Origin of the sequence: Methylobacterium sp. Leaf118 (genome assembly GCF_920984675.1) — a bacterium.
GTDB lineage: Bacteria > Pseudomonadota > Alphaproteobacteria > Rhizobiales > Beijerinckiaceae > Methylobacterium.
In genome coordinates, this window is record NZ_CAKLBV010000057.1 from 1 (window position 1) to 19156 (window position 19156).

The 19156-nt window shown below is 70.1% G+C and carries 15 protein-coding genes; 10 read left to right on the top strand and 5 right to left on the bottom strand.

What is annotated here, in order from left to right; all coding sequences use genetic code 11:
* The 3 genes from LW587_RS19045 to aat all read left to right on the top strand — a co-directional run.
* The coding region (locus LW587_RS19045; protein ID WP_332839847.1) for an acetyl-CoA carboxylase biotin carboxyl carrier protein at nt 1–288 on the top strand (288 nt) is incomplete at its 5' end.
* Between the two features lie 10 nt (nt 289–298).
* On the top strand, nt 299–1666 hold the full coding sequence (gene accC, locus LW587_RS19050; RefSeq protein ID WP_232631168.1) for an acetyl-CoA carboxylase biotin carboxylase subunit: 1368 nt from the start codon (nt 299–301) through the stop codon (nt 1664–1666).
* Nucleotides 1667–1882: 216 nt separating this feature from the next.
* Entirely contained in the window at nt 1883–2554 is a 672-nt protein-coding gene (gene aat / locus LW587_RS19055; RefSeq protein ID WP_232631169.1) for a leucyl/phenylalanyl-tRNA--protein transferase, read from the top strand.
* Between the two features lie 6 nt (nt 2555–2560).
* Here the strand turns inward: aat and LW587_RS19060 are convergent, their stop codons facing one another.
* The 3 genes from LW587_RS19060 to LW587_RS19070 form a co-directional block, all read right to left on the bottom strand.
* The gene (locus LW587_RS19060) at nt 2561–3670 is read right to left on the bottom strand and encodes a lipid II:glycine glycyltransferase FemX (RefSeq protein WP_232631170.1); all 1110 of its coding nucleotides are present in this window, start codon (nt 3668–3670) and stop codon (nt 2561–2563) included.
* A 767-nt stretch (nt 3671–4437) separates the two neighbouring features.
* On the bottom strand, nt 4438–5100 hold the full coding sequence (locus tag LW587_RS19065; protein ID WP_232631171.1) for a DUF2155 domain-containing protein: 663 nt from the start codon (nt 5098–5100) through the stop codon (nt 4438–4440).
* Nucleotides 5101–5273: 173 nt separating this feature from the next.
* On the bottom strand, nt 5274–5690 hold the full coding sequence (locus LW587_RS19070; RefSeq protein ID WP_232631172.1) for an NADH:ubiquinone oxidoreductase subunit NDUFA12: 417 nt from the start codon (nt 5688–5690) through the stop codon (nt 5274–5276).
* A 465-nt stretch (nt 5691–6155) separates the two neighbouring features.
* On the opposite strand from LW587_RS19070, the gene LW587_RS19075 reads away from it, so the two are divergent.
* The 6 genes from LW587_RS19075 to LW587_RS19100 all read left to right on the top strand — a co-directional run bounded on the left by LW587_RS19075 (nt 6156) and on the right by LW587_RS19100 (nt 14026).
* Entirely contained in the window at nt 6156–9887 is a 3732-nt protein-coding gene (locus LW587_RS19075) for a vitamin B12-dependent ribonucleotide reductase (protein WP_232631173.1), read from the top strand.
* A gap of 267 nt (nt 9888–10154) precedes the next feature.
* Complete coding sequence (locus tag LW587_RS19080) at nt 10155–10430, top strand: hypothetical protein (protein ID WP_232631174.1); 276 nt, start codon at nt 10155–10157, stop codon at nt 10428–10430.
* Between the two features lie 601 nt (nt 10431–11031).
* Nucleotides 11032–12294 (top strand): S8 family peptidase, encoded by a 1263-nt coding sequence (locus LW587_RS19085; protein WP_269780353.1) that lies wholly within the window; start codon nt 11032–11034, stop codon nt 12292–12294.
* Nucleotides 12295–12391: 97 nt separating this feature from the next.
* On the top strand, nt 12392–12952 hold the full coding sequence (locus tag LW587_RS19090; RefSeq protein WP_232631175.1) for a sigma-70 family RNA polymerase sigma factor: 561 nt from the start codon (nt 12392–12394) through the stop codon (nt 12950–12952).
* A 10-nt stretch (nt 12953–12962) separates the two neighbouring features.
* On the top strand, nt 12963–13646 hold the full coding sequence (locus LW587_RS19095) for a hypothetical protein (RefSeq protein ID WP_232631176.1): 684 nt from the start codon (nt 12963–12965) through the stop codon (nt 13644–13646).
* A gap of 17 nt (nt 13647–13663) precedes the next feature.
* On the top strand, nt 13664–14026 hold the full coding sequence (locus tag LW587_RS19100) for an SPOR domain-containing protein (protein ID WP_232631177.1): 363 nt from the start codon (nt 13664–13666) through the stop codon (nt 14024–14026).
* Nucleotides 14027–14516: 490 nt separating this feature from the next.
* On the opposite strand, the gene LW587_RS19105 is transcribed toward LW587_RS19100, so the two are convergent.
* Complete coding sequence (locus LW587_RS19105) at nt 14517–14801, bottom strand: hypothetical protein (RefSeq protein ID WP_232631178.1); 285 nt, start codon at nt 14799–14801, stop codon at nt 14517–14519.
* Nucleotides 14802–15161: 360 nt separating this feature from the next.
* Between LW587_RS19105 and LW587_RS19110 the strand changes: the two genes are divergently transcribed.
* On the top strand, nt 15162–18263 hold the full coding sequence (locus tag LW587_RS19110) for a S8 family serine peptidase (protein WP_232631179.1): 3102 nt from the start codon (nt 15162–15164) through the stop codon (nt 18261–18263).
* 103 nt (nt 18264–18366) lie between these two features.
* Here the strand turns inward: LW587_RS19110 and LW587_RS19115 are convergent, their stop codons facing one another.
* Nucleotides 18367–18846, bottom strand: a complete 480-nt coding sequence (locus LW587_RS19115) for a hypothetical protein (RefSeq protein ID WP_232631180.1) — start codon at nt 18844–18846, stop codon at nt 18367–18369.
* Between the last annotated feature and the right edge of the window lie 310 nt (nt 18847–19156).

Here is a 19156-nt window from a genome sequence, read left to right on the forward strand (position 1 = left end):
GCGGCGCCACCGGCCGCCCTCGCCCCGGCACCCGCCAAGGTCGGCGCGGCGCATCCGGGCGCGGTGCCCTCGCCGATGGTCGGCACGGCCTATCTGCGGCCCTCGCCGGAGGCGAAGCCCTTCATCGAGGTCGGCTCGAAGGTGCAGACCGGCGACAAGCTGCTGCTCGTCGAGGCCATGAAGACCTTCAACGAGATCGTTGCCCCGCGCGCCGGCACCGTCACGGCGATCTTCATCGAGGACGGCACGCCGGTCGAGTACGGCGAAGCCCTCCTCGTCATCGAATAGTCAGGCGCGGATGTTCGACAAGATCCTGATCGCCAATCGCGGCGAGATCGCGCTCCGCATCCTGCGAGCGGCCAAGGAACTCGGCATCGCGACGGTCGCGGTGCATTCCACCGCCGACGCCGACGCCATGCATGTGCGGCTCGCCGACGAGAGCGTCTGCATCGGCCCGCCGGCCGCCCGCGAGAGCTACCTCAACATTCCCTCGATCATCGCCGCCTGCGAGATCACGGGGGCGGACGCGGTCCATCCGGGCTACGGCTTCCTCTCGGAAAACGCCCGCTTCGCCGAGGTGCTGGCCCACCACAATATCGGCTTCATCGGCCCCAAGGCCGAGCATATCCGGGTGATGGGCGACAAGATCGAGGCCAAGCGCACGGCCAAGCGCCTCGGCATCCCCTGCGTCCCGGGCTCGGAGGGCGGGATCACCGACCCCGAGGAGGCCAAGCGGGTCGCCGCCGAGATCGGCTATCCCGTTCTCGTCAAGGCCGCCTCCGGCGGCGGTGGGCGGGGCATGAAGGTCGCCCGCACCGAGGGCGACCTGGAGCAGGCGCTCACCATGGCCCGCACCGAGGCCAAGGCGGCCTTCGGCGACGACGCGGTCTATCTCGAGAAATACCTGACGAAGCCCCGCCACATCGAGGTGCAGATCCTCGGCGACGGCCGCGGCGGCGCCGTGCATTTGGCCGAGCGCGACTGCTCGCTCCAGCGGCGCCACCAGAAGGTCTGGGAAGAGGGCGGCTCCCCGGCGCTCGATGCCGCGATGCGCGCCGAGATCGGCGGCATCTGCGCCAACGCCATGCGTCAGCTCAGCTATCTCGGCGCCGGCACGATCGAGTTCCTCTACGAGGACGGGCAGTTCTACTTCATCGAGATGAACACCCGCATCCAGGTGGAGCATCCCGTCACCGAGATGATCACCGGGATCGACCTTGTCAACGAGCAGATCCGGGTCGCGGCCGGCGGCGGGCTGTCGGTCGTCCAGGAGGACATCCGGGTCGAGGGCCACGCCATCGAGTGCCGGATCAACGCCGAGCATCCGGCGACCTTCCGGCCCTCTCCCGGCCTCATCACCTACTTCCACCCTCCCGGCGGTCTCGGCGTGCGGGTCGATTCGGCGGCCTTCCAGGGCTACCGCATCCCGCCGAACTACGACTCGCTGATCGGCAAGCTGATCGTGCACGGGCGCACCCGCAACGAGTGCCTGATGCGCCTGCGGCGGGCGCTCGACGAGTTCGTGGTCGACGGCATCGACACGACCCTGCCGCTGTTCCGCACCCTGGTGCGCAACGCCGATGTCCAGAACGGCGATTACGACATCCACTGGCTGGAAGATTTCCTCGCCCGCGAGGGGCTGTCCGAGACCGACCCCAAGCGCTGAGCGGCCGGCGCCGTCGGGCTCTTGGCGGGGCGACGCGTCTCGGATTTCGATCCGGGACGGGTCTTCCCAAGTCCCGCGCCGTATCGGCGCGAGAGCCTCCTTGGGCCGGTGATCCGGTCAGGTCGGCTCCGGCCTGGGGCGGCCCCTGTTCGGCGTGTGCACCGATCCCAGGGATAGGGCTGGCATTCGGGCGGCCGCGGCGCCACAACGGTGCGAATGCACGACAGCACCTCCGTGGACATCACGCCCGACATCCTGCTCAAGGCTTACGCGGCGGGCATCTTCCCGATGGCGGAGGATGCCGACGACCCGACCATCTACTGGGTCGAGCCCCGGGCCCGCGGCGTGTTGCCCCTGGACCGGTTCCACGTGCCCCGGCGGCTCGCCCGCACCGTGCGCTCCGACCGGTTCGAGGTCGCCACCGACCGCGACTTCGACGGCGTCATCGACGGCTGCGCGGCGCCCCGCCGCGACACCGCGCGAACCTGGATCAACGGCCGCATCCGCGATCTCTACGGCGACCTGTTCGACCGCGGCGCCTGCCACACGGTCGAGGTCTACGAGGGCGGGCGTCTCGTGGGCGGGCTCTACGGCGTCTGCCTCGGCGCGGCCTTCTTCGGGGAGAGCATGTTCCACGAGGCGCGCGACGCCTCGAAGGTCGCCCTCGTCCACCTCGTCGCCCGGTTGCGCCGCGGCGGCTTTCGCTTGGCCGACACGCAGTTCCTCACCGAGCATCTGAGCCAGTTCGGGGTCGAGGAGGTGCCGCGCCACGTCTACAAGCGCCGGCTCACCGAGGCCGCCGCCGGCCGCGCCGAGTGGGGCGACCCGGCGCGGATCTTCCGCGGCAGCGAGGTGCTGACGGACCTGGAGGCGCAGGGGCCCGAGTGAGGCGCCTCAGCGCTGCGCCAGCAGGGCGGCGGCGACACTGCGCAGCGCTCCGGTGCGGCCGTAGAGCCAGAGCGGCGTGCTCTGGACGACGCGCCGGCTCAGGCCCCGCTTGAAATGGTACACGCCGCGATTGCCGGCCGGGTCGATCCCGCCAAGATCGTAGATCGGGCAGCCCTCCTCCCGCGCGCGTTCCACGAGGCTCCAGACCGAGAGCGCCGCCGCGTTCGTCGCCCGGCCCCGGTCGTTCGAGGCGGCGAAGAAGTCGGTCCAGCGCGTCCGCGCCCTGTGGGCGATCCGCACCAGGATCGTCTCGCCGCACTCGCGCACCTCCAGGACGACGAGCCGCGGATCGGTCGCGGCGATGTCGCGGAAGGCCTCCGGGTTCAGCGTGTTCGAGAACCCCTTGCGGGCCTGAAGCGCGGCATACATCGCCGTGAACCGGTCGAAGGCCCGCCGGCGCGCGTCCGGCTCGGTCGGGATCACCACCTCGAGGTCGGGGTTGCTGCGGGCCTTGGCGAGGTTGCGCCGCCATTTCGGATCGGTCCCGGCCAGGATCGCCTCGAGGTCCTGGGTCAGATCGACCTCCAGGGTGTGGTGGCGCGGCGAGACCACCGGCACGAAGCCCAGGGCGACGAGGGCCGGCACCGCCTCGTTGTTCTGGAACGCGTGGAAGTTCACGCCGAGAAGGTCGAAGCGCCCGAGCGCGAGGTGATCGAGGAAGGCGCGCAGCACCGGCTCGGCCCGCGCGGCGCCCGCCGCCGTCAGAATCGGGCCGCCCTGCACCAGCACGAAGCGGGCGGGCCCGACCCGCCGCACCTGATACTGCACGTAGGCGAGCGCCCGCCCGTCCTCGCTGCGGATCTCGATGCGCCGGACGGTCCAGTTCAGGCGGGCCTTGTAGGTGCCCCAGGGCCGGAAGGCGTAGAGATTCGCCTCAGTTTCCTCGCCGAGCCGCTCGTCCCAGTCCTCCGACCCGGTGCGGTCGACGACGGAGAACGGGCCGGACCCTTTTCCGGACTCCCTCGATGCGAAGGGACCGCCGGCCCGGCTCGTCGTACGCAGCAGGATCTGCTGCAAGTCCGATCCGAAGCTCGCGGTTCGCGCATGGATCATCATCGGATTGCGGTTCCTTTTGCTCGGCGGGCCTGCCGCCGCGGATGGTCGAACCCCCATGGTCGTCCCGAGATCGTGGCACCGCGCGGGCACCGGACGGTCCGAAGCGCCTGCGCCCTGAGCCCGGGCGGAACGCGGACTGTCACGTCGTCCGACCCCGCCGCGAGATCCGGCCGAGGTCGGCCGGCCCCTCGCCGGTTTCGGCGAAGGGACCGGAGCCGGCTGGGCCGGCGGTCAGGCCTCCGCGCACTCTTGGGCCGGACGAGAGGCAGTCCGGATGCATCGCGCGTGCGGCGCGGCGGAAGGCCAGGAGCGTCGCCCGATCGGGACGGGCCACCGCTCAAGCGTTTCCTGACATGAACGGCGCCGACGCGAAGATTATTCCGCGCAATCCCTCAGTAACGACTACCGAGATCCGTGTATCGTTTTGAGAAGTTCACCGTGCTGATCGAGCAGAGATCGGGAAAAATTGGACACTGTGCCGTCTCATTCTTCCGGCGCACGGGTCTTTGTGCCTGAGGCCCCAAAAGCGGGCCGCGCGTCGCCAAGCTGAGCTGTGACATGCCTCAGCCCCACGCGATCCGTGCGGCGCCGGGTTCGGCCGCGATCGCACTCGGGCGGGCGCGATGGGATAGGGGAGGATCAGCCCAAGCCGACCCGAAAGCGGGCCGGACGCACGGCGCCGGGCCGGCCCGATCGGCCGCCTCGCCCGGGGGCGGGGGCTTGGACCGGAGCGGTGTCGTCCGGACGATCGCCGACGCGCGCCGACGCTACCGGAACAGCGCGTCGAACAGGTTCTGCGGCTCGCGGGGCGGGGGCGGCGCCGGGGCCGGGCCCTCGTTGTTGGGGAAGAACTTTCGCGAGGGCTTCTGCTTGGGCTGCACCGGCACGCCCCGCGGTCCCTCGACATCGACCTGGCCGTTCTGGTTGACCTGCGCGGTCGCCTTGTTCGCGTCGGTGCCCTTCTTCTTGCCGGGCTTCTCCGGGCGCGAGGCAAGAGCCGGCACGTCCTCTTGGTCCTTCGCCTCGGCGATCACGTCGGTGCCGCCCTTACAATCGGTCAGCCACACGTCGTAGATCGGATGCTCGATCGCGTGCAGGCCCGGGCTGGCGGCGAACATCCAGCCGGTGAAGATGCGGCGGTACTTGCTGTCCAGCGTCACCTCGTCGACTTCGAGGAACGCGGTGGTCTTGGGCGTCTCGGTCGGCGGACGCGAGTAGCAGACCCGCGGCGTCATCTGCAGGGCGCCGAACTGCACCGTCTCGTCGATGGCGACCTCGAAGGTCACGATCCGGCCCGTGATCTTGTCGAGGCCGGAGAACACCGCGGTGGGGTTCTTGATCTTGTCGGCGGAGGCCGGCAGGGCCGCGAGCCCGAGGGCGAGCGTGGCGAGCGCGGTCCGTCGCAGGTTTCGGGCGGGGATGCGGCTCAAGGCGCCCTCATGAGGCTTGTCGCGGTCGTGGATCGGTCCGCTCGTTCTCAACACCCGAAGGGTGGTGGAAAAAGGGCGATCCCGCCGGCCGGCGTCAGTTCCACTCCCGGCTCTCCGATGGAGGCGGCAAGCGGCCCGGCGCGCGTCGGTTCAGTTCGCGGCAGGCCGACCGTTCACTCGCCCGGCGTCCATGGCACGTAGTCGCCGGTGGCGGCGGGGCGGGCGCCCCAGGAGAGCTGCGACCCCTTGGGCCGGTAGGCGGCGGCCGTGCCCGTCAGATTTTCCTCGTGGGGCTTCTGCCACTCGCGAGGCTGGTAATCCTCCTCGCTCGGCGCCACGTCGCCGTTGTGGCACAGCCAAGCACGCCAGCCCGGCGGCACGCGGGAGGCGTCGGCGTAGCCGTTATAGACCACCCAGCGCCGCTCGGATCCGACCGAGCGGTCGATCAGCGCCCCTTGCGCCTTGTAATACTTGTTGCCGAGTTCGTCCGTGCCGACGAACTGCCCGCTGCGCGCCGTCACGAGCGCGAGTGACACCGTCTGCCCGTTCCACCACGTGAAGATGCGCAGCAGCGTGTCCTTGAGGGCCATGGTTCCTCCCGGCGGCGTCGAGCCGGCCGATCACGATCCGGGCGTTATGCGGAGGTGGAGCGCGCCTGTCCAGCGAGGCGCTCACGCTGTCGCATTTTCGGCACGCCCGGCCTCCCTCGTGAGGGCCGTTAACCCTGCCGCAGCACGGCGTTTCGGTGGGACCTGTGAATCCAAAATTTTTCCCGCCCGAATCCGGAAGGCCGAAACGGCACTTAGCGGGACGTGCCCGATATCCACAGGATTCTGGCCGAGAACACAACATCTAGCGCGGAACACGGGTAGCCGGCACTAGTTATTGACGTCAGAGGCAGCCGAGCAGTAAGGTTCGGGCGTCGCTTCGGACGGCCTTCGTGCGCGGCTCATCAGGCCGCGACCCGGCCGGAGCGAACATCCTGCTTTTCATCCTGACACGGTGCGGCCTCGGGCGCGCCGGGCGCGTCCACGCGTCCCATGGGGAAATGATTCATGCGGTTCGAGCGGCGCTACACCACGGCCGGCCAGTCTCCCTATGCCTCGATCGCCTTCCGCGAGGCGGTGAGCGAGATCCGTAATCCGGACGGTTCGGTCGTCTTCCGGCTGGCCGGCATCTCCGTGCCCGAGAGCTGGAGCCAGGTCGCGGCCGACGTTCTGGCGCAGAAGTACTTTCGCAAGGCCGGGGTGCCGGCCCGCCTGAAGAAGGTCGAGGAGAACAGCGTTCCCTCCTTCCTCTGGCGCGCGGTTCCCGACGAGTCCGCCCTCGCCGCGTTGCCCGAGGAAGAGCGCTACGGTTCCGAGATCTCGTCCACGCAGGTCTTCGACCGGCTGGCCGGCTGCTGGACCTATTGGGGCTGGAAGGGCGGCTACTTCTCGTCCGAGGAGGACGCGGCGGCCTTCCAGGACGAGCTGCGCTTCATGCTGGCGCGCCAGATGGTGGCGCCGAACTCGCCGCAATGGTTCAACACCGGCCTGCACTGGGCCTACGGCATCGATGGCCCGAGCCAGGGCCACTATTACTGCGACTACCGCACCGGCGAACTCATCAAGTCGGGCTCGAGCTACGAGCATCCGCAGCCGCATGCCTGCTTCATCCAGGGCGTTCAGGACGACCTCGTCAACGAGGGCGGCATCATGGACCTGTGGGTGCGGGAAGCCCGCCTATTCAAGTACGGCTCCGGCACCGGCTCGAACTTCTCGATGCTGCGCGGCGAGAACGAGAAGCTCGGCGGCGGCGGCAAGTCGTCCGGGCTGATGTCGTTCCTCAAGATCGGCGACCGTGCGGCGGGCGCGATCAAGTCCGGCGGCACCACCCGGCGCGCCGCCAAGATGGTCATCGTCGATATCGACCACCCCGATATCGAGGCCTTCATCGACTGGAAGGTGAAGGAGGAGCAGAAGGTCGCCGCCCTGGTGACCGGCTCCAAGGTCGTCTCGAAGCACCTCTCCGCGGTGATGAAGGCCTGCACCCAGTGCGAGGCGGAAGGGGATGCCTGCTTCGACCCGGACCGGAACCCGGCGCTCAAGCGCGAGATCAAGGCCGCCCGCAAGGCGATGGTGCCCGACGCCTATATCAAGCGCGTGGTGCAGTTCGCCCGCCAGGGTTTCACCAAGATCGATTTCCCCGTCTACGACACCGATTGGGATTCCGAGGCCTACCTGACGGTCGCCGGCCAGAACTCCAACAACTCGGTCTCCCTGACCGACGACTTCCTGCGGGCGGTCGAAGCGGATCAGACCTGGAACCTGACCTCGCGCACCACCGGCAAGGTCGTGAAGACCCCCAAGGCGCGCGAGCTGTGGGAGAAGATCGGCGAGGCGGCCTGGGCGTCCGCCGATCCGGGCCTGCATTTCAACACGACGATGAACGACTGGCACACCTGCCCGGAGGGCGGGCGGATCCGGGCCTCGAACCCATGCTCCGAGTACATGTTCCTGGACGACACCGCCTGCAACCTGGCCTCGGCCAACCTGCTGACGATGTATGACCGTCAGGCCAAGCACTTCGACGTGGACGCCTTCGAACACCTCAACCGGCTCTGGACGGTGGTGCTCGAGATCTCCGTGATGATGGCGCAGTTCCCCTCGAAGGAAATCGCGGAGCTGTCCTACAAGTACCGCACGTTGGGCCTCGGCTACGCCAATATCGGCGGCCTCCTGATGACCATGGGCCTGCCCTACGACTCCAAGGAGGGCCGCGCGCTCGCCGGGAGCCTCACCGCGATCATGACGGGCGTGGCCTACGCCACCTCCGCCGAGATGGCGGCCGAGCTCGGCACCTTCGAGGCCTATCCGGACAACGCCGCCCACATGCTGCGGGTGATCCGCAACCACCGCCGCGCCGCCCATGGCGAAGTGCACGGCTACGAGGGCCTCAACGTCGCCCCGGTGCCGCTCGATCACGCCAACATCCCGCAGGGCGATATCGGCGTGCACGCGAAGGCGGCGTGGGACCGGGCGCTCGCGCTCGGCGAAACCTACGGCTACCGCAACGCCCAGGCGACGGTGATCGCGCCCACCGGCACGATTGGCCTCGTGATGGATTGCGACACCACCGGCATCGAGCCCGATTTTGCCCTGGTGAAGTTCAAGAAGCTCGCGGGCGGCGGCTACTTCAAGATCATCAACCAGGCGGCGCCCGACGCCCTGCGGGCGCTGGGCTATCGCGAGAGCGAGATCGCCGAGATCGAGGCCTACGCGGTCGGCCACGGCTCCATGGGACAGGCGCCGGCGATCAACCCGGGCGCGCTCCGCGCCAAGGGCTTCTCCGACGACAAGATCGCGGCGGTGGAAGCGGGCCTGAAATCGGCCTTCGACATCAAGTTCGTGTTCAACCGCTGGAACCTCGGCGACGATTTCCTCACCCAGACCCTGAAGGTGCCGGCCGAGAAGCTCGCCGACCCGACCTTCGAGCTGCTGCCCTTCCTCGGCTTCAGCAAGAAGGAGATCGAGGCCGCCAACACCCATGTCTGCGGGGCGATGACCCTGGAGGGCGCGCCGCATCTCAAGCGTGAGCACTACGCGGTGTTCGACTGCGCCAATCCCTGCGGGCGCACCGGCAAGCGCTACCTCTCGGTCGAGAGCCACATCCGCATGATGGCGGCGGCGCAGCCCTTCATCTCGGGGGCGATCTCCAAGACCATCAACATGCCCAACGACGCCACGGTCGAGGATTGCAAGGCGGCCTACCTGCTGTCCTGGCGCCTCGCGCTGAAGGCGAACGCCCTCTACCGCGACGGCTCCAAGCTGTCGCAGCCCCTCAACGCGGCCCTGATCGCCGACGACGAGGAGGAGGCCGACGACGTGGTCGAGGCCCTGGTGCAGGCGCCGAGTGCGGCGAAGGCCGCGGTGGCCGCGGAGAAGATCGTCGAGCGGGTGATCGAGCGCATCGAGCGCATCCGTGCGCGCGAGAAGATGCCGGACCGGCGCAAGGGCTACACCCAGAAGGCGGTGGTCGGCGGGCACAAGGTCTATCTGCGCACCGGCGAGTACGAGGACGGGCGGCTCGGCGAGATCTTCATCGACATGCACAAGGAAGGCGCCGCCTTCCGCAGCCTGATGAACAACTTCGCCATCGCGATCTCGCTCGGCCTCCAGTACGGCGTGCCGCTGGAGGAGTATGTCGAGGCCTTCACCTTCACCCGGTTCGAACCCTCGGGCTTCGTGCAGGGCAACGACGCCATCAAGAACGCGACCTCGCTGCTCGACTACGTGTTCCGCGAACTGGCGATCTCCTATCTCGGCCGCAGCGACCTCGCCCACGTCAACCCGGCCGAGATCGGCAACACCGTGCTCGGCGGCGGCGAGGGTGACACCACCCGCGACGGCGGCAGGCCCACCCCCGCCGCCTCGGCGGTGGTCTCCCGCGGCCTGCTGCGCGGCTCGGCCGACCGGCTCACCCTGATCCAGGGCGGACCGTCCGGTGCCACGGTGGGCGTCGGCGCGGCCAGCGCGGGCCAGACGGCACCGGCCGGCGGCGCGGTCCACGCGATGCGCGGGGCGACCGCGCTGAAGGCGGAGCCGCATAGCCTCGGAAGCATCGAGGCGCTTCCCTTTGCCAAACCCGAAGCCAAGGCGGAGCGTAGCATCGCCGACCGCCGGGCCGAGGCGAAGATGAAGGGCTATGTCGGCGAATCCTGCCCGGAATGCGCGAACTTCACGCTGGTCCGCAACGGAACCTGCCTGAAATGCGACACCTGCGGGTCGACGACCGGCTGCTCGTGAGGCGCGGGCGGATGGCGGCGCCCGGACGAGAGGGCCGCCGCCTTCGATATCTGGCGCATCCGGCGGCGCGGCGGGAGCGCCCGGCGGGAGCGCGCGAAACGTGAAGCGGGCGGGCGGGCCATCAGGGCGCGCCCGCCCGCTTCGTTTTTCGCCCGATTCCCGGATTCACTTTTTTCTCGCGGATCGATGAACCGGGTCCGGGCCTCACGCGACCAATGAATATCGGGACCGCACCGCGCGGACCGAGCCATTCGGAGGATCGCCATCATGACCCGGACCACGCTCATCGTCGCCCTCTGCACCCTCGGCGTCACTCTCGGCGCCGGCGCCGCCGAAGCGAAGCCCTTCCACTTCCACGGCCACCACCACCACGGTTTCGGACATGGCGGCGCCGTCCTGGGCGGCCTCGCCCTCGGGGCCGTCGTGGTCGGCTCCGCCGTCGCGGCCTCCGCCGATGACAGCTACGAGTGCATCGTCCGGGTTCGCCGGACCTACGACGACTTCGGCAACGTCTACGTTCGGCGGGTTCGGGTCTGCGAATGAGACCTGGTCTTGGCTGGCAGAACTGCGCGGTCCGGATCGTTCGGGCCGCGTGGACTGGGTTTGATCGCTCAACTACAGTCCCGGAGTCGCCCTCCGGCGCGGGCGGGCGGTCGCGGGAGCAGGTGCTGTGATGCGGGGTCCGCTCGTTCGGTCCATGCGCGGGTGGCCCTGCCGCATCCTGGTCGCGGCTCTGCTGCTCGTCCCCGGTTGCCTTGCCGCCCAGGCGCAGATGCGCGCCCCCACCGGGCCCGGCTCGTACGGTCCCTATGGCGGCGGGTCGCGCGGCGGCCCGATGATCGGCCTTCCCGGGGTGATCGGCATCATCCCCCGCCTGATCCCGCCCACGCGCCAGCCGGTGGAGGAGGCCGAGGACGAGGCGTTACCGCCAAGGCGTCCGATCCGCCCGGCCGAGGTCGAGGACGGGCCTCCGGTCTACCGGCCGAGGCCTCGCCCGCGGCCGCAGCCGCCCCCGCCGGTGCAGCGCGCGGAGCCGGCGCCGCGTCCGCGGCAAGCCGCCCCCGTTCGCGAGCCCCCGCCGAGGAATGCAAAGAGACCCGAACGTCCGAAACCCGTCGCGGCGCCGCAGCCGGCCAAGAGAGCGGTGGCCGCGGCACCACCGCCGCCGCGGCGGCGTGTCCCCGCGCCCGCACCGCTCCCGCCTGCCGCCCAGCCGGGCCCCGCCGATCCGGGCGAGGTCGCCGGCGAGGTGCTGTTCTCCCTGAAGGCGGACGCCCCCCCGGACAGCCTGCCCGCGATCCTGCGCCGGGAGCGCCTCGGGCTGGTCTCGTCGGACCGCTTCACCCTCGTACCGGTGACCGTGCACCGCGCCCGGTTCCAGGACCGCCGGTCCGTCGCGGAGGTGGTCGCGGCCCTGGTGCGCGACCCGCGCGTCACGGCAGCGCAGGCGAACCACGTCTATGCGCTCGTCGGCGAGGCCGTGCCCGCCCTCGCCGGGGCCCAGTACGTCATCGCCAAGCTCCGCCTGAAGGAGGCGCACGCCGCCACGACGGGCAGGGACGTGACCGTCGCGGTCATCGATTCCGAGGCCGACCGCGGTCATCCCGCATTGCGCGACGCCGTGTCGGACCATCATGATGCCCTCGATGGCGGCACGCCGTCGGCAGCGCATCCCCATGGCACGGCCATCGCCGGCATCGTCGGCGCCCGCGCCCAGCTGGCAAGCGCGGCCCCCGACGCACGCCTGCTGGCGGTGCGGGCCTTCTCGGGCGAGACCCGGGCCGGGGCCCAGGGCACCACCCTCCACGTCGCCCGCGGCCTCGACTGGGCGGAGCGCAAGGGCGCCCGGGTGGTCAACATGAGCTTCGCCGGCCCCTGGGACGCGGTCCTCTCCGAATTTCTCGCCGCCGGAACCGGCCGCGGGATCGTCTATGTGGCCGCCGGGGGCAATGCCGGCCCCGCCTCGCCGCCCCTGTTCCCGGCCGCGGACCCGAACGTCATCGCGGTGACCGCGACCGACGCGCAGGACCGGCTGTTCCCGGCCGCCAACCGCGGCGCGCATCTCTGCGTCGCCGCGCCCGGCGTCGACATCCTCGTGGCGGCGCCGAACGGGGGCTACGGGCTTCTCTCGGGCACCTCGATGGCGGCCGCCCAGATCAGCGGCGTGGTCGCCCTGATGCTGCAGGCGAAGCCCGGCCTGACTCCCACGGAGGTTCGGGCCGCGCTGACCCGGAGCGCCCGGGACCTCGGCACGCCGGGACCGGACCGGGACTTCGGGGCCGGCTTCGCCGATGCCGAGGGGGCGATCCGGGCCCTGGCCGCGCCCGCGGAGCAGACCCAGCCGACGCCCTCCCCCGAGGGCATGAGCGCGACCCCGGCGAGCGCCGCCGCACCGGCCCGGCCGTGAGGGCGGCCCTCGCTTGTCCGGGGCCGGCCGCCGCGCAGATTTCTCGCCGCGTCCGTGAACCGTTCGCCGCGCCCGCGCGACCCATGGAGGAGGGCGGATGAGTGCGCCCTCCGACGAGGAGCTGATCCGGCGCATCGCCGGCGGCGAGCGCGGGGCGATGCAGGGTCTCTACGCCCGGCATTCGACCGCCGTGTTCCGCTTCCTCGTCCGCATCGTGCGCGACCCGAGCCGGGCGGAGGACCTGATGAGCGATGTTTTCTTCGATGTCTGGCAGCAGGCCGGCCGTTTCGAGGGCCGGTCCAGCGTCACGACCTGGATGCTGACCATCGCGCGGTTCAAGGCGCTCTCGAGCCTGCGTCGGCGCCCGCACGAGGCGCTGGAGCCCGAGATGGCCGAGGCGGTCGAGGACGAGGCCGACACGCCGGAGGTCACGCTGCAGAAGACGAGCAAGGCGGAGGCCATGCGCCGCTGCCTCGAAGCCCTGTCCCTGGAGCACCGCACCGTGATCGACCTCGTCTATTACCACGAGCTCGGCGTCGAGGAGGTGGCGCAGGTTCTCGATATCCCGGCGGGCACCGTGAAGACCCGCCTGTTCCACGCCCGCAAGCGCCTGTCGGACCTGCTGCTGACAGCGGGCATCGATCGGGGATGGCCGTGAGGAGGCCGCGATGAGCATCACCGATCCGGAGCGCGACGAGGACGACTTGCTGCTTCCGTGGCACGCCACCGGTCGCCTGAAACCGGCCGAGGCCGCCCGCCTCGACGCGGTCTTGGCCCGCGATCCGGAGCGCGTGCGCCGGCGCGCCCTCGTGGAGGCCGAGCGGGACGCGACCGTGTCCGTTCACGAAGCCCTCGGCGCGCCCTCGCGAAGGCCCCGCGACGCCCTGTTCGCGCGGATCGACGGGAGCCGCGCGGCGCGGGAGCGCGGCGCCCGGGGCTGGCTGCGGCGGATCGGCGAGGGGTTGGCGGCCCTGTCGCCACCGGTTCTGGCGGGTTCCGCCCTCGCCGCCGGGGTGCTGCTCCTGCTGCAGGCGGGGCTGCTGACCGGGACGTGGCTCGGCGGTTCGCCGGCGACCTACGAGACCGCCTCCCATGGCGGCGACGGCCCTTCGACCGACGGCGCCGCCTTCCTCGTCGCCTTCGCGCCCACCGCCACGGCGGCGCAGATCACGGACGCGCTGGGGGAGGCCGGCTTGTCCATCGTCGACGGGCCGCGGGCCGGGGGGGTCTATCGCCTTCGCCTCGCGCAGGGGGCCGACGCGCGCCTCTCGCCGAGCGCCGTCCTCGACCGGTTGCGCGCGACGCCCGGCCTCGTCCTGCTCGCCGTGCCGGAGGCCAATCCGGCCCGTTGAACGAGGGAGAAGCCCCGATGCGCGTTGTCGTGATCCTCGCGCTTCTGGGGCTTGCCGGCCCGCTCCAGGCGCAGCCGATGCGCGGGGTGCCCCTCGCGGAGGACGGCTGGTGGGTAGTTCTGGGCTCCTTCGGCATCCACGGGGGGTCGGGCCACCGGGCCGCCGATGCGGCCGTCGTGCGGGTGCGGCGGCAGGCCCAAGCCTGCGGGGAACAGCCCTTCAACGACAACTCCGCGAAATTCAGCGGCTTCGCGCCGGGCTACGAGGTCGCGGTGCTCGGTGCCTATCCGACGCGGGCCCGCGCCGAGGCCGCCCTGTCCCGGATCGCCGCCTGCGTGCCGGGCGCCTCCCTCCGCCGCGCGCGCTACGCGGGCGAGTGACCCCACGCGCCGGGGCGGGCCCCAATCTGGCCCGGGAGCGGTCCCTCGGGAAACGCCGACGCCGCGCGCAGCCAGCGCCCGGGAGCCCGCCACGCCCGCGACAGGGGCGCGCGGGACAGGCACGCGAGGGACAGGGGCGCCCGGGACAGCGGGCGCCCGGGACAGCGGGCGCCTCGGCCCGACAGGCAGAGGCCAGGGCGTCCGGAAAAAAATCCAATGCAGCCCAGAGCCTAAGAGACGCGTCTCGGATCCGCGATCCGGGAGGCTTCGCTGCGACGGCCCAGCCGGCGCTCTGGGGCGCCGCGGGCGAGCCGTCACGGCACCGCGACGCGGACCACGACGACGCACCCGCCCGGACCTCGAGGCCCAGGCGGGTGCGTGTGGGACGGCGTGACGCCGGACGGAGCGGGGTGCCGCGGGGGGTCCGGCGTCGGTCGGTCCGGCCGGGCTCCTGCGACACCCTCGGCCGGACGCGGTCGGTCACGGGCGGTCAGTGGCAGACCCGGCGCACCACGACGTCGCCGAACGGGTTGATCCACCGGCGGGTGTGGCAGTGGCCGCCGTACAGGACGGTCGAATAGCCCCAGCCGCCGAAATGACCATGGCCGTGGCCGTCTCCCCAATGGCCGTGACCATGACCGAAATGGCCGTGCCCGAAATGACCGTGGCCGTGGCCATGACCGTGGCCCAGACCATGCGCCGAGGCCGCCGTCGCACCGAAGGTGCCGAGCGCCGCCACGACGAGGAGCGGGACGAGCTTGCGGGAACCGAACATGATGACCTCCTCCGAGTGAGGACCGCGATGCGGCCCTGACCTTCGTTGGTCGCGGGAGGCGGAGGGGCGGTTCAAAGAGTCCGCGAAAAAAAGTCGCCCGCTTCACGATCGGCGCGCTGCGCCACGGCGGATGACGACATCGCGAAAACGTTACAACTGGCACGCCCATGGTATCCGGCCTCGGTGAGACCGAGATCATTCGCGGATCGAGCGCCAAAGCCAGTCTCTGATGCCCTCCGAAGCAGCAGGACGCTGTCTTTAAGACATGCGCCCCCTGCCGTATAAGTGCGATTCGCCGCGCCCTTCAATGTTGCGATGATTTCGACTCGGAGCGGGTCGCATCGAGGCGCCGGGAGACGCATGATGACCCCGAACGACCCGCTCTACGCCGACCAGTGGCATCTCCGGATGCTCGGCAACATCGAGGCGATCTGGAACGATTATACGGGCACCGGCATCCATGTCGGCGTCTACGATTCGGGAGTGGATTACCGCCATCCCGACCTCAAGACCCGATACGACGCAAGCCGTCACGTGGTCGTGGACGGCCGGGTCCTCGTTCCCGATCCGGACGACAGCCCGGGCAACGAGAACAACTGGCACGGCACCGGCGCCGCCGGGCTCATCGCCGCGAGCGGCAACAACGGCATCGGCGTCGTCGGCGTCAGCTGGCGCGCGAATCTCACGGGCGTGAACATCCTCGGCAAGACGTCGCCGGCCTATCTGAACGAGCCGAACCCGGTGGGCTTCCTGTCGGCCGTCCACCAGATGACCAACTTCGACGTCACCAACAACTCCTGGAACGCGACGCCGGCCTATACCAGCAGCTTCCAAAGCCTCAACAATCCGGAGGCCTTCGCGGCGCGGCTCGCCGCCGAATACGCCTACGTCTCCGCCAACGGACGCGGCGGGCTCGGGACCGTGATCGTGCAGTCCGCCGGCAACGACGATCTCGACGTCAACGGCAACGGCACCAACGTCACCCGCCACAACATCACCGTCGCGGCGGTCAATCAGGATGGCTTCGCCTCCAGCTACTCGAATTTCGGATCGAGCGTCCTCCTGACCGCCCCCGGCTCCGAATCCGCGGGCAGCATCGTCACCACCGACCGCTCGGGCACCGCCGGCCTCACGAGCGGCGACTACATGACCACCTATAACGGCACCTCGGCCGCGGCCCCCATCGTCTCCGGCGCCGTCGCCCTGATGCTGGAGGCCAATCCCAATCTCGGCTGGCGCGACGTCCAGACGATCCTGGCCCTGTCCGCGACCCATACCGGCACCCGCATCGGCGCGAGCCAGCATTCCGCGGAGGAGAACAATTTCTGGCAGATCAACGGCGCCGACACGTGGAACGGCGGCGGGATGCACTTCAGCAACGATTACGGCTACGGCCTGCTCGACGTCTACGGCGCCGTGCGCATGGCCGAAGCCTGGAAGCAGTTCGGCCCCGTGGCCCAGACCTCCGCCAACGAGGTGCGCTTCTCGACCGGAAATCTGACCGTCAACGGCAACACCCATATTCCGGACGGCAGCTACCTGAACGTAACCGTCAACGTCACCGCGTCGATGATCCTCGAGCATGTCGACCTGACGCTGACCTTCCGGCACGGAAACTTCAACTTCGTCAACATCTACGCCTACTCGCCCGAGGGCACCCGGGTCCTGCTCCACGACGGCAGCACCGGGGCGTGGAACGCCGCCGCCAACGGCCTGACCTGGACCTTCGGTATCGATTCGCTGCGCGGCGAGGCCGCGGCCGGCACCTGGACCATCCAGTTCGTCGATACCTATCCGGAGACGGCGGACGGCGTCTTCACCAATGTCGAGCTGGTCGCCTACGGCACGCGCCCGACCGTCGATGACGTCTACCACTACACGGACGAACTCGCGGCGATGGGCGCGCTCAACGCCGCGCGCCTCACCCTGAGCGACACCGACGGCGGCCTCGACTGGATCGACGCGGCGGCGGTCACGGGCAATTGCTTCGTCGATCTCACGCCCGGCGGCAAGACGACGATCGCCGGCCAGCAGATCACCATGGGAAGCGGCGTGATCGAGTGCGCCGTGACAGGCGACGGCAACGACGTCCTCGTCGCCAACAGCGCCCGGAACACGCTGGTCGGCGGGCGCGGCGACGACATCTACCTCCTCGACTCCGCCACCGATGTGGTGATCGAGAAGTCCGGCCAGGGGGCCGACACGGTGATCGCCTCGGTGAGCTACCAGCTCGCGGCGCGCCAGTCGGTCGAGTCGCTGCTCGCGGCCAACAAGACCGGCACCGCCGTGATCGACCTGACCGGCAACGAGCTCGCCAATATCCTCCAGGGCACCAACGGCGCCAACAAGCTCGACGGCGGCCTCGGCGCCGATGCCCTGACGGGGCTCGGCGGGAACGACCTCTACATCGTCGACAATCTGGGCGATCGGGTCGTCGAGGCGGCCAATGCAGGCACCGACACGGTCCGGAGCACGATCACCTACACGCTCACCACCAATGTCGAGGCCCTGGTGCTGCAAGGCAGCGCCGCGATCAACGGCACCGGCAACGCGCTGGCCAACACGCTCACGGGCAATGCGCTGGCCAACACGCTCAACGGCCTGACCGGCGCCGACACGATGACCGGCGGAGCGGGCAACGACACTTTCCTCGTCGACAACGCGGGCGACCGGGTGTTCGAGGCGGCCGGTGGGGGCCGGGACGCGGTCGCGACCGCGATCGACTTCACCCTCACGTCCGGCCAGGAAATCGAGGAATTGCGAGTCCTGCTGTCGGCGGGCGACCGGGCGATCAACCTGACCGGCAACGCGTTCGGGCAAACCATCCGGGGCAACGACGGCGCCAACCGGATCGACGGCGGCGCGGGCGCCGACACGATGATCGGCGGAGGCGGCAACGACACCTATCTCGTCGACACCACCGGCGACACGGTGACCGAGGCGACGGGCGGCGGCCGGGACGCGGTCGCGGCGGGGGTGAGCTACACTTTGGGTGCCGGCCAGGAGATCGAGGAATTGCGGGTTCTCGCGTCGGCCGGCGACCGGGCGATCAACCTGACCGGGAACAGCCTCAGCCAGACCCTGACCGGCAGCACCGGCGCCAACGGGCTCAACGGCGGCTGGGGCAACGACATCCTGAGCGGCCGGGGCGGGGCCGACACCTTCGTCTTCGCCAACGGGCTCGGGACGGGCAATGTCGACCACATCATCGACTTCGCCGCCGACGACACGTTCCGGCTCTCCGACGACATCTTCAGGGCGCTGGCCCCCGGCCCGCTCGCGGCCGCCGCGTTCAAGAACCTCGATTCCGGCGTGGCCGATGCGAGCGACCGCATCCTCTACAAGCAGTCGACCGGAGAGCTGTTCTACGATGCCGACGGCTCGGGCAGCGCCGTGAAGGTGAAGGTCGCCATTCTCGACAACAAGGTCGCGCTCACGGCATCCGACTTCCTCATCGCGTGACGGCCTGGGCCTCGCCAGCGAGGCCCATTGCCGGTCCGATCACACCCTCGCCATCCCCCGCCGGACAGGTCGGGCTCGCGATGATCAGGGAATGGGCGCGCCCTTACGCGTGCACGGCATCGATCACCGTATCGGCGACCTTGCCCACGGCCCCGAGGGTCACCGCGCCGGAGAAGGCGAAAGCGCCGCCCGTCGCGACCACGCCGCCGACGACGGAGGACATCGTCGTCGCACCATAGGTGAGGGCGAGGCCGATGGCGGGGGCCGCTCCCATGGTCAGGATCGTCACCGCGGCGATGCCGAGGGTCGCCCCGAGGCCGAGACCGACCATCGCCCAGCTGATGCCGCCGTTCACGGCATCGAGCTCGTCGTCGTTCAGGCTGCCGCTATAGCGGTCGTAGGTGGTTTGACCGATCGCGAAGAGCGACTCGGCCGAGGCCTGTTCGATCCGGTATCCGGCCCCGCCGGCATAGGTCACGAGGTCGTCCGGCGTCCGGACTTTGGCCAGGAAATCCTTCAGCATCGCCGCGTCCTGTGAAACGTGACCGAGATGCCGCTCGAAGGCTGCGAGCGATCCATTCATGGCAATGACCTATGGGTTGATATCAGGCCGATGTATTGTGCAAAACAAACCTATGAAGCACCGGATTAAAGAACTCTTTCTTCAGCAACGCCGGCCATCATAGCCTGGCGATGGGCGATGATGTGGTTAGCGGTTTGCACCATCATCGGATCAATTCGACCGATCCGGCGGTTCGCGCGGCGGGGTTCGCGGCGCACCCGGCCCTCGCGCGCCCCGATCCATCGTGCGGCGCCTCGGCCCGACGCGCCGCACGGCCGGAACACGGGTATGGATCGGGCGCGCCGCGCTTCGGCCCTTGCGGCGGGGACGG

Excerpts from the sequence above, each read along its gene's own strand:
- accC (WP_232631168.1), top strand. The coding sequence starts at position 299 with ATGTTCGACAAGATCCTGATCGCCAATCGCGGCGAGATCGCGCTCCGC.
- aat (WP_232631169.1), top strand. The coding sequence starts at position 1,883 with ATGCACGACAGCACCTCCGTGGACATCACGCCCGACATCCTGCTCAAG.
- LW587_RS19060 (WP_232631170.1), bottom strand. The coding sequence starts at position 3,670 with ATGATGATCCATGCGCGAACCGCGAGCTTCGGATCGGACTTGCAGCAG.
- LW587_RS19070 (WP_232631172.1), bottom strand. The coding sequence starts at position 5,690 with ATGGCCCTCAAGGACACGCTGCTGCGCATCTTCACGTGGTGGAACGGG.
- LW587_RS19075 (WP_232631173.1), top strand. The coding sequence starts at position 6,156 with ATGCGGTTCGAGCGGCGCTACACCACGGCCGGCCAGTCTCCCTATGCC.
- LW587_RS19080 (WP_232631174.1), top strand. The coding sequence starts at position 10,155 with ATGACCCGGACCACGCTCATCGTCGCCCTCTGCACCCTCGGCGTCACT.
- LW587_RS19090 (WP_232631175.1), top strand. The coding sequence starts at position 12,392 with ATGAGTGCGCCCTCCGACGAGGAGCTGATCCGGCGCATCGCCGGCGGC.
- LW587_RS19095 (WP_232631176.1), top strand. The coding sequence starts at position 12,963 with ATGAGCATCACCGATCCGGAGCGCGACGAGGACGACTTGCTGCTTCCG.
- LW587_RS19100 (WP_232631177.1), top strand. The coding sequence starts at position 13,664 with ATGCGCGTTGTCGTGATCCTCGCGCTTCTGGGGCTTGCCGGCCCGCTC.
- LW587_RS19105 (WP_232631178.1), bottom strand. The coding sequence starts at position 14,801 with ATGTTCGGTTCCCGCAAGCTCGTCCCGCTCCTCGTCGTGGCGGCGCTC.
- LW587_RS19110 (WP_232631179.1), top strand. The coding sequence starts at position 15,162 with ATGATGACCCCGAACGACCCGCTCTACGCCGACCAGTGGCATCTCCGG.
- LW587_RS19115 (WP_232631180.1), bottom strand. The coding sequence starts at position 18,846 with ATGAATGGATCGCTCGCAGCCTTCGAGCGGCATCTCGGTCACGTTTCA.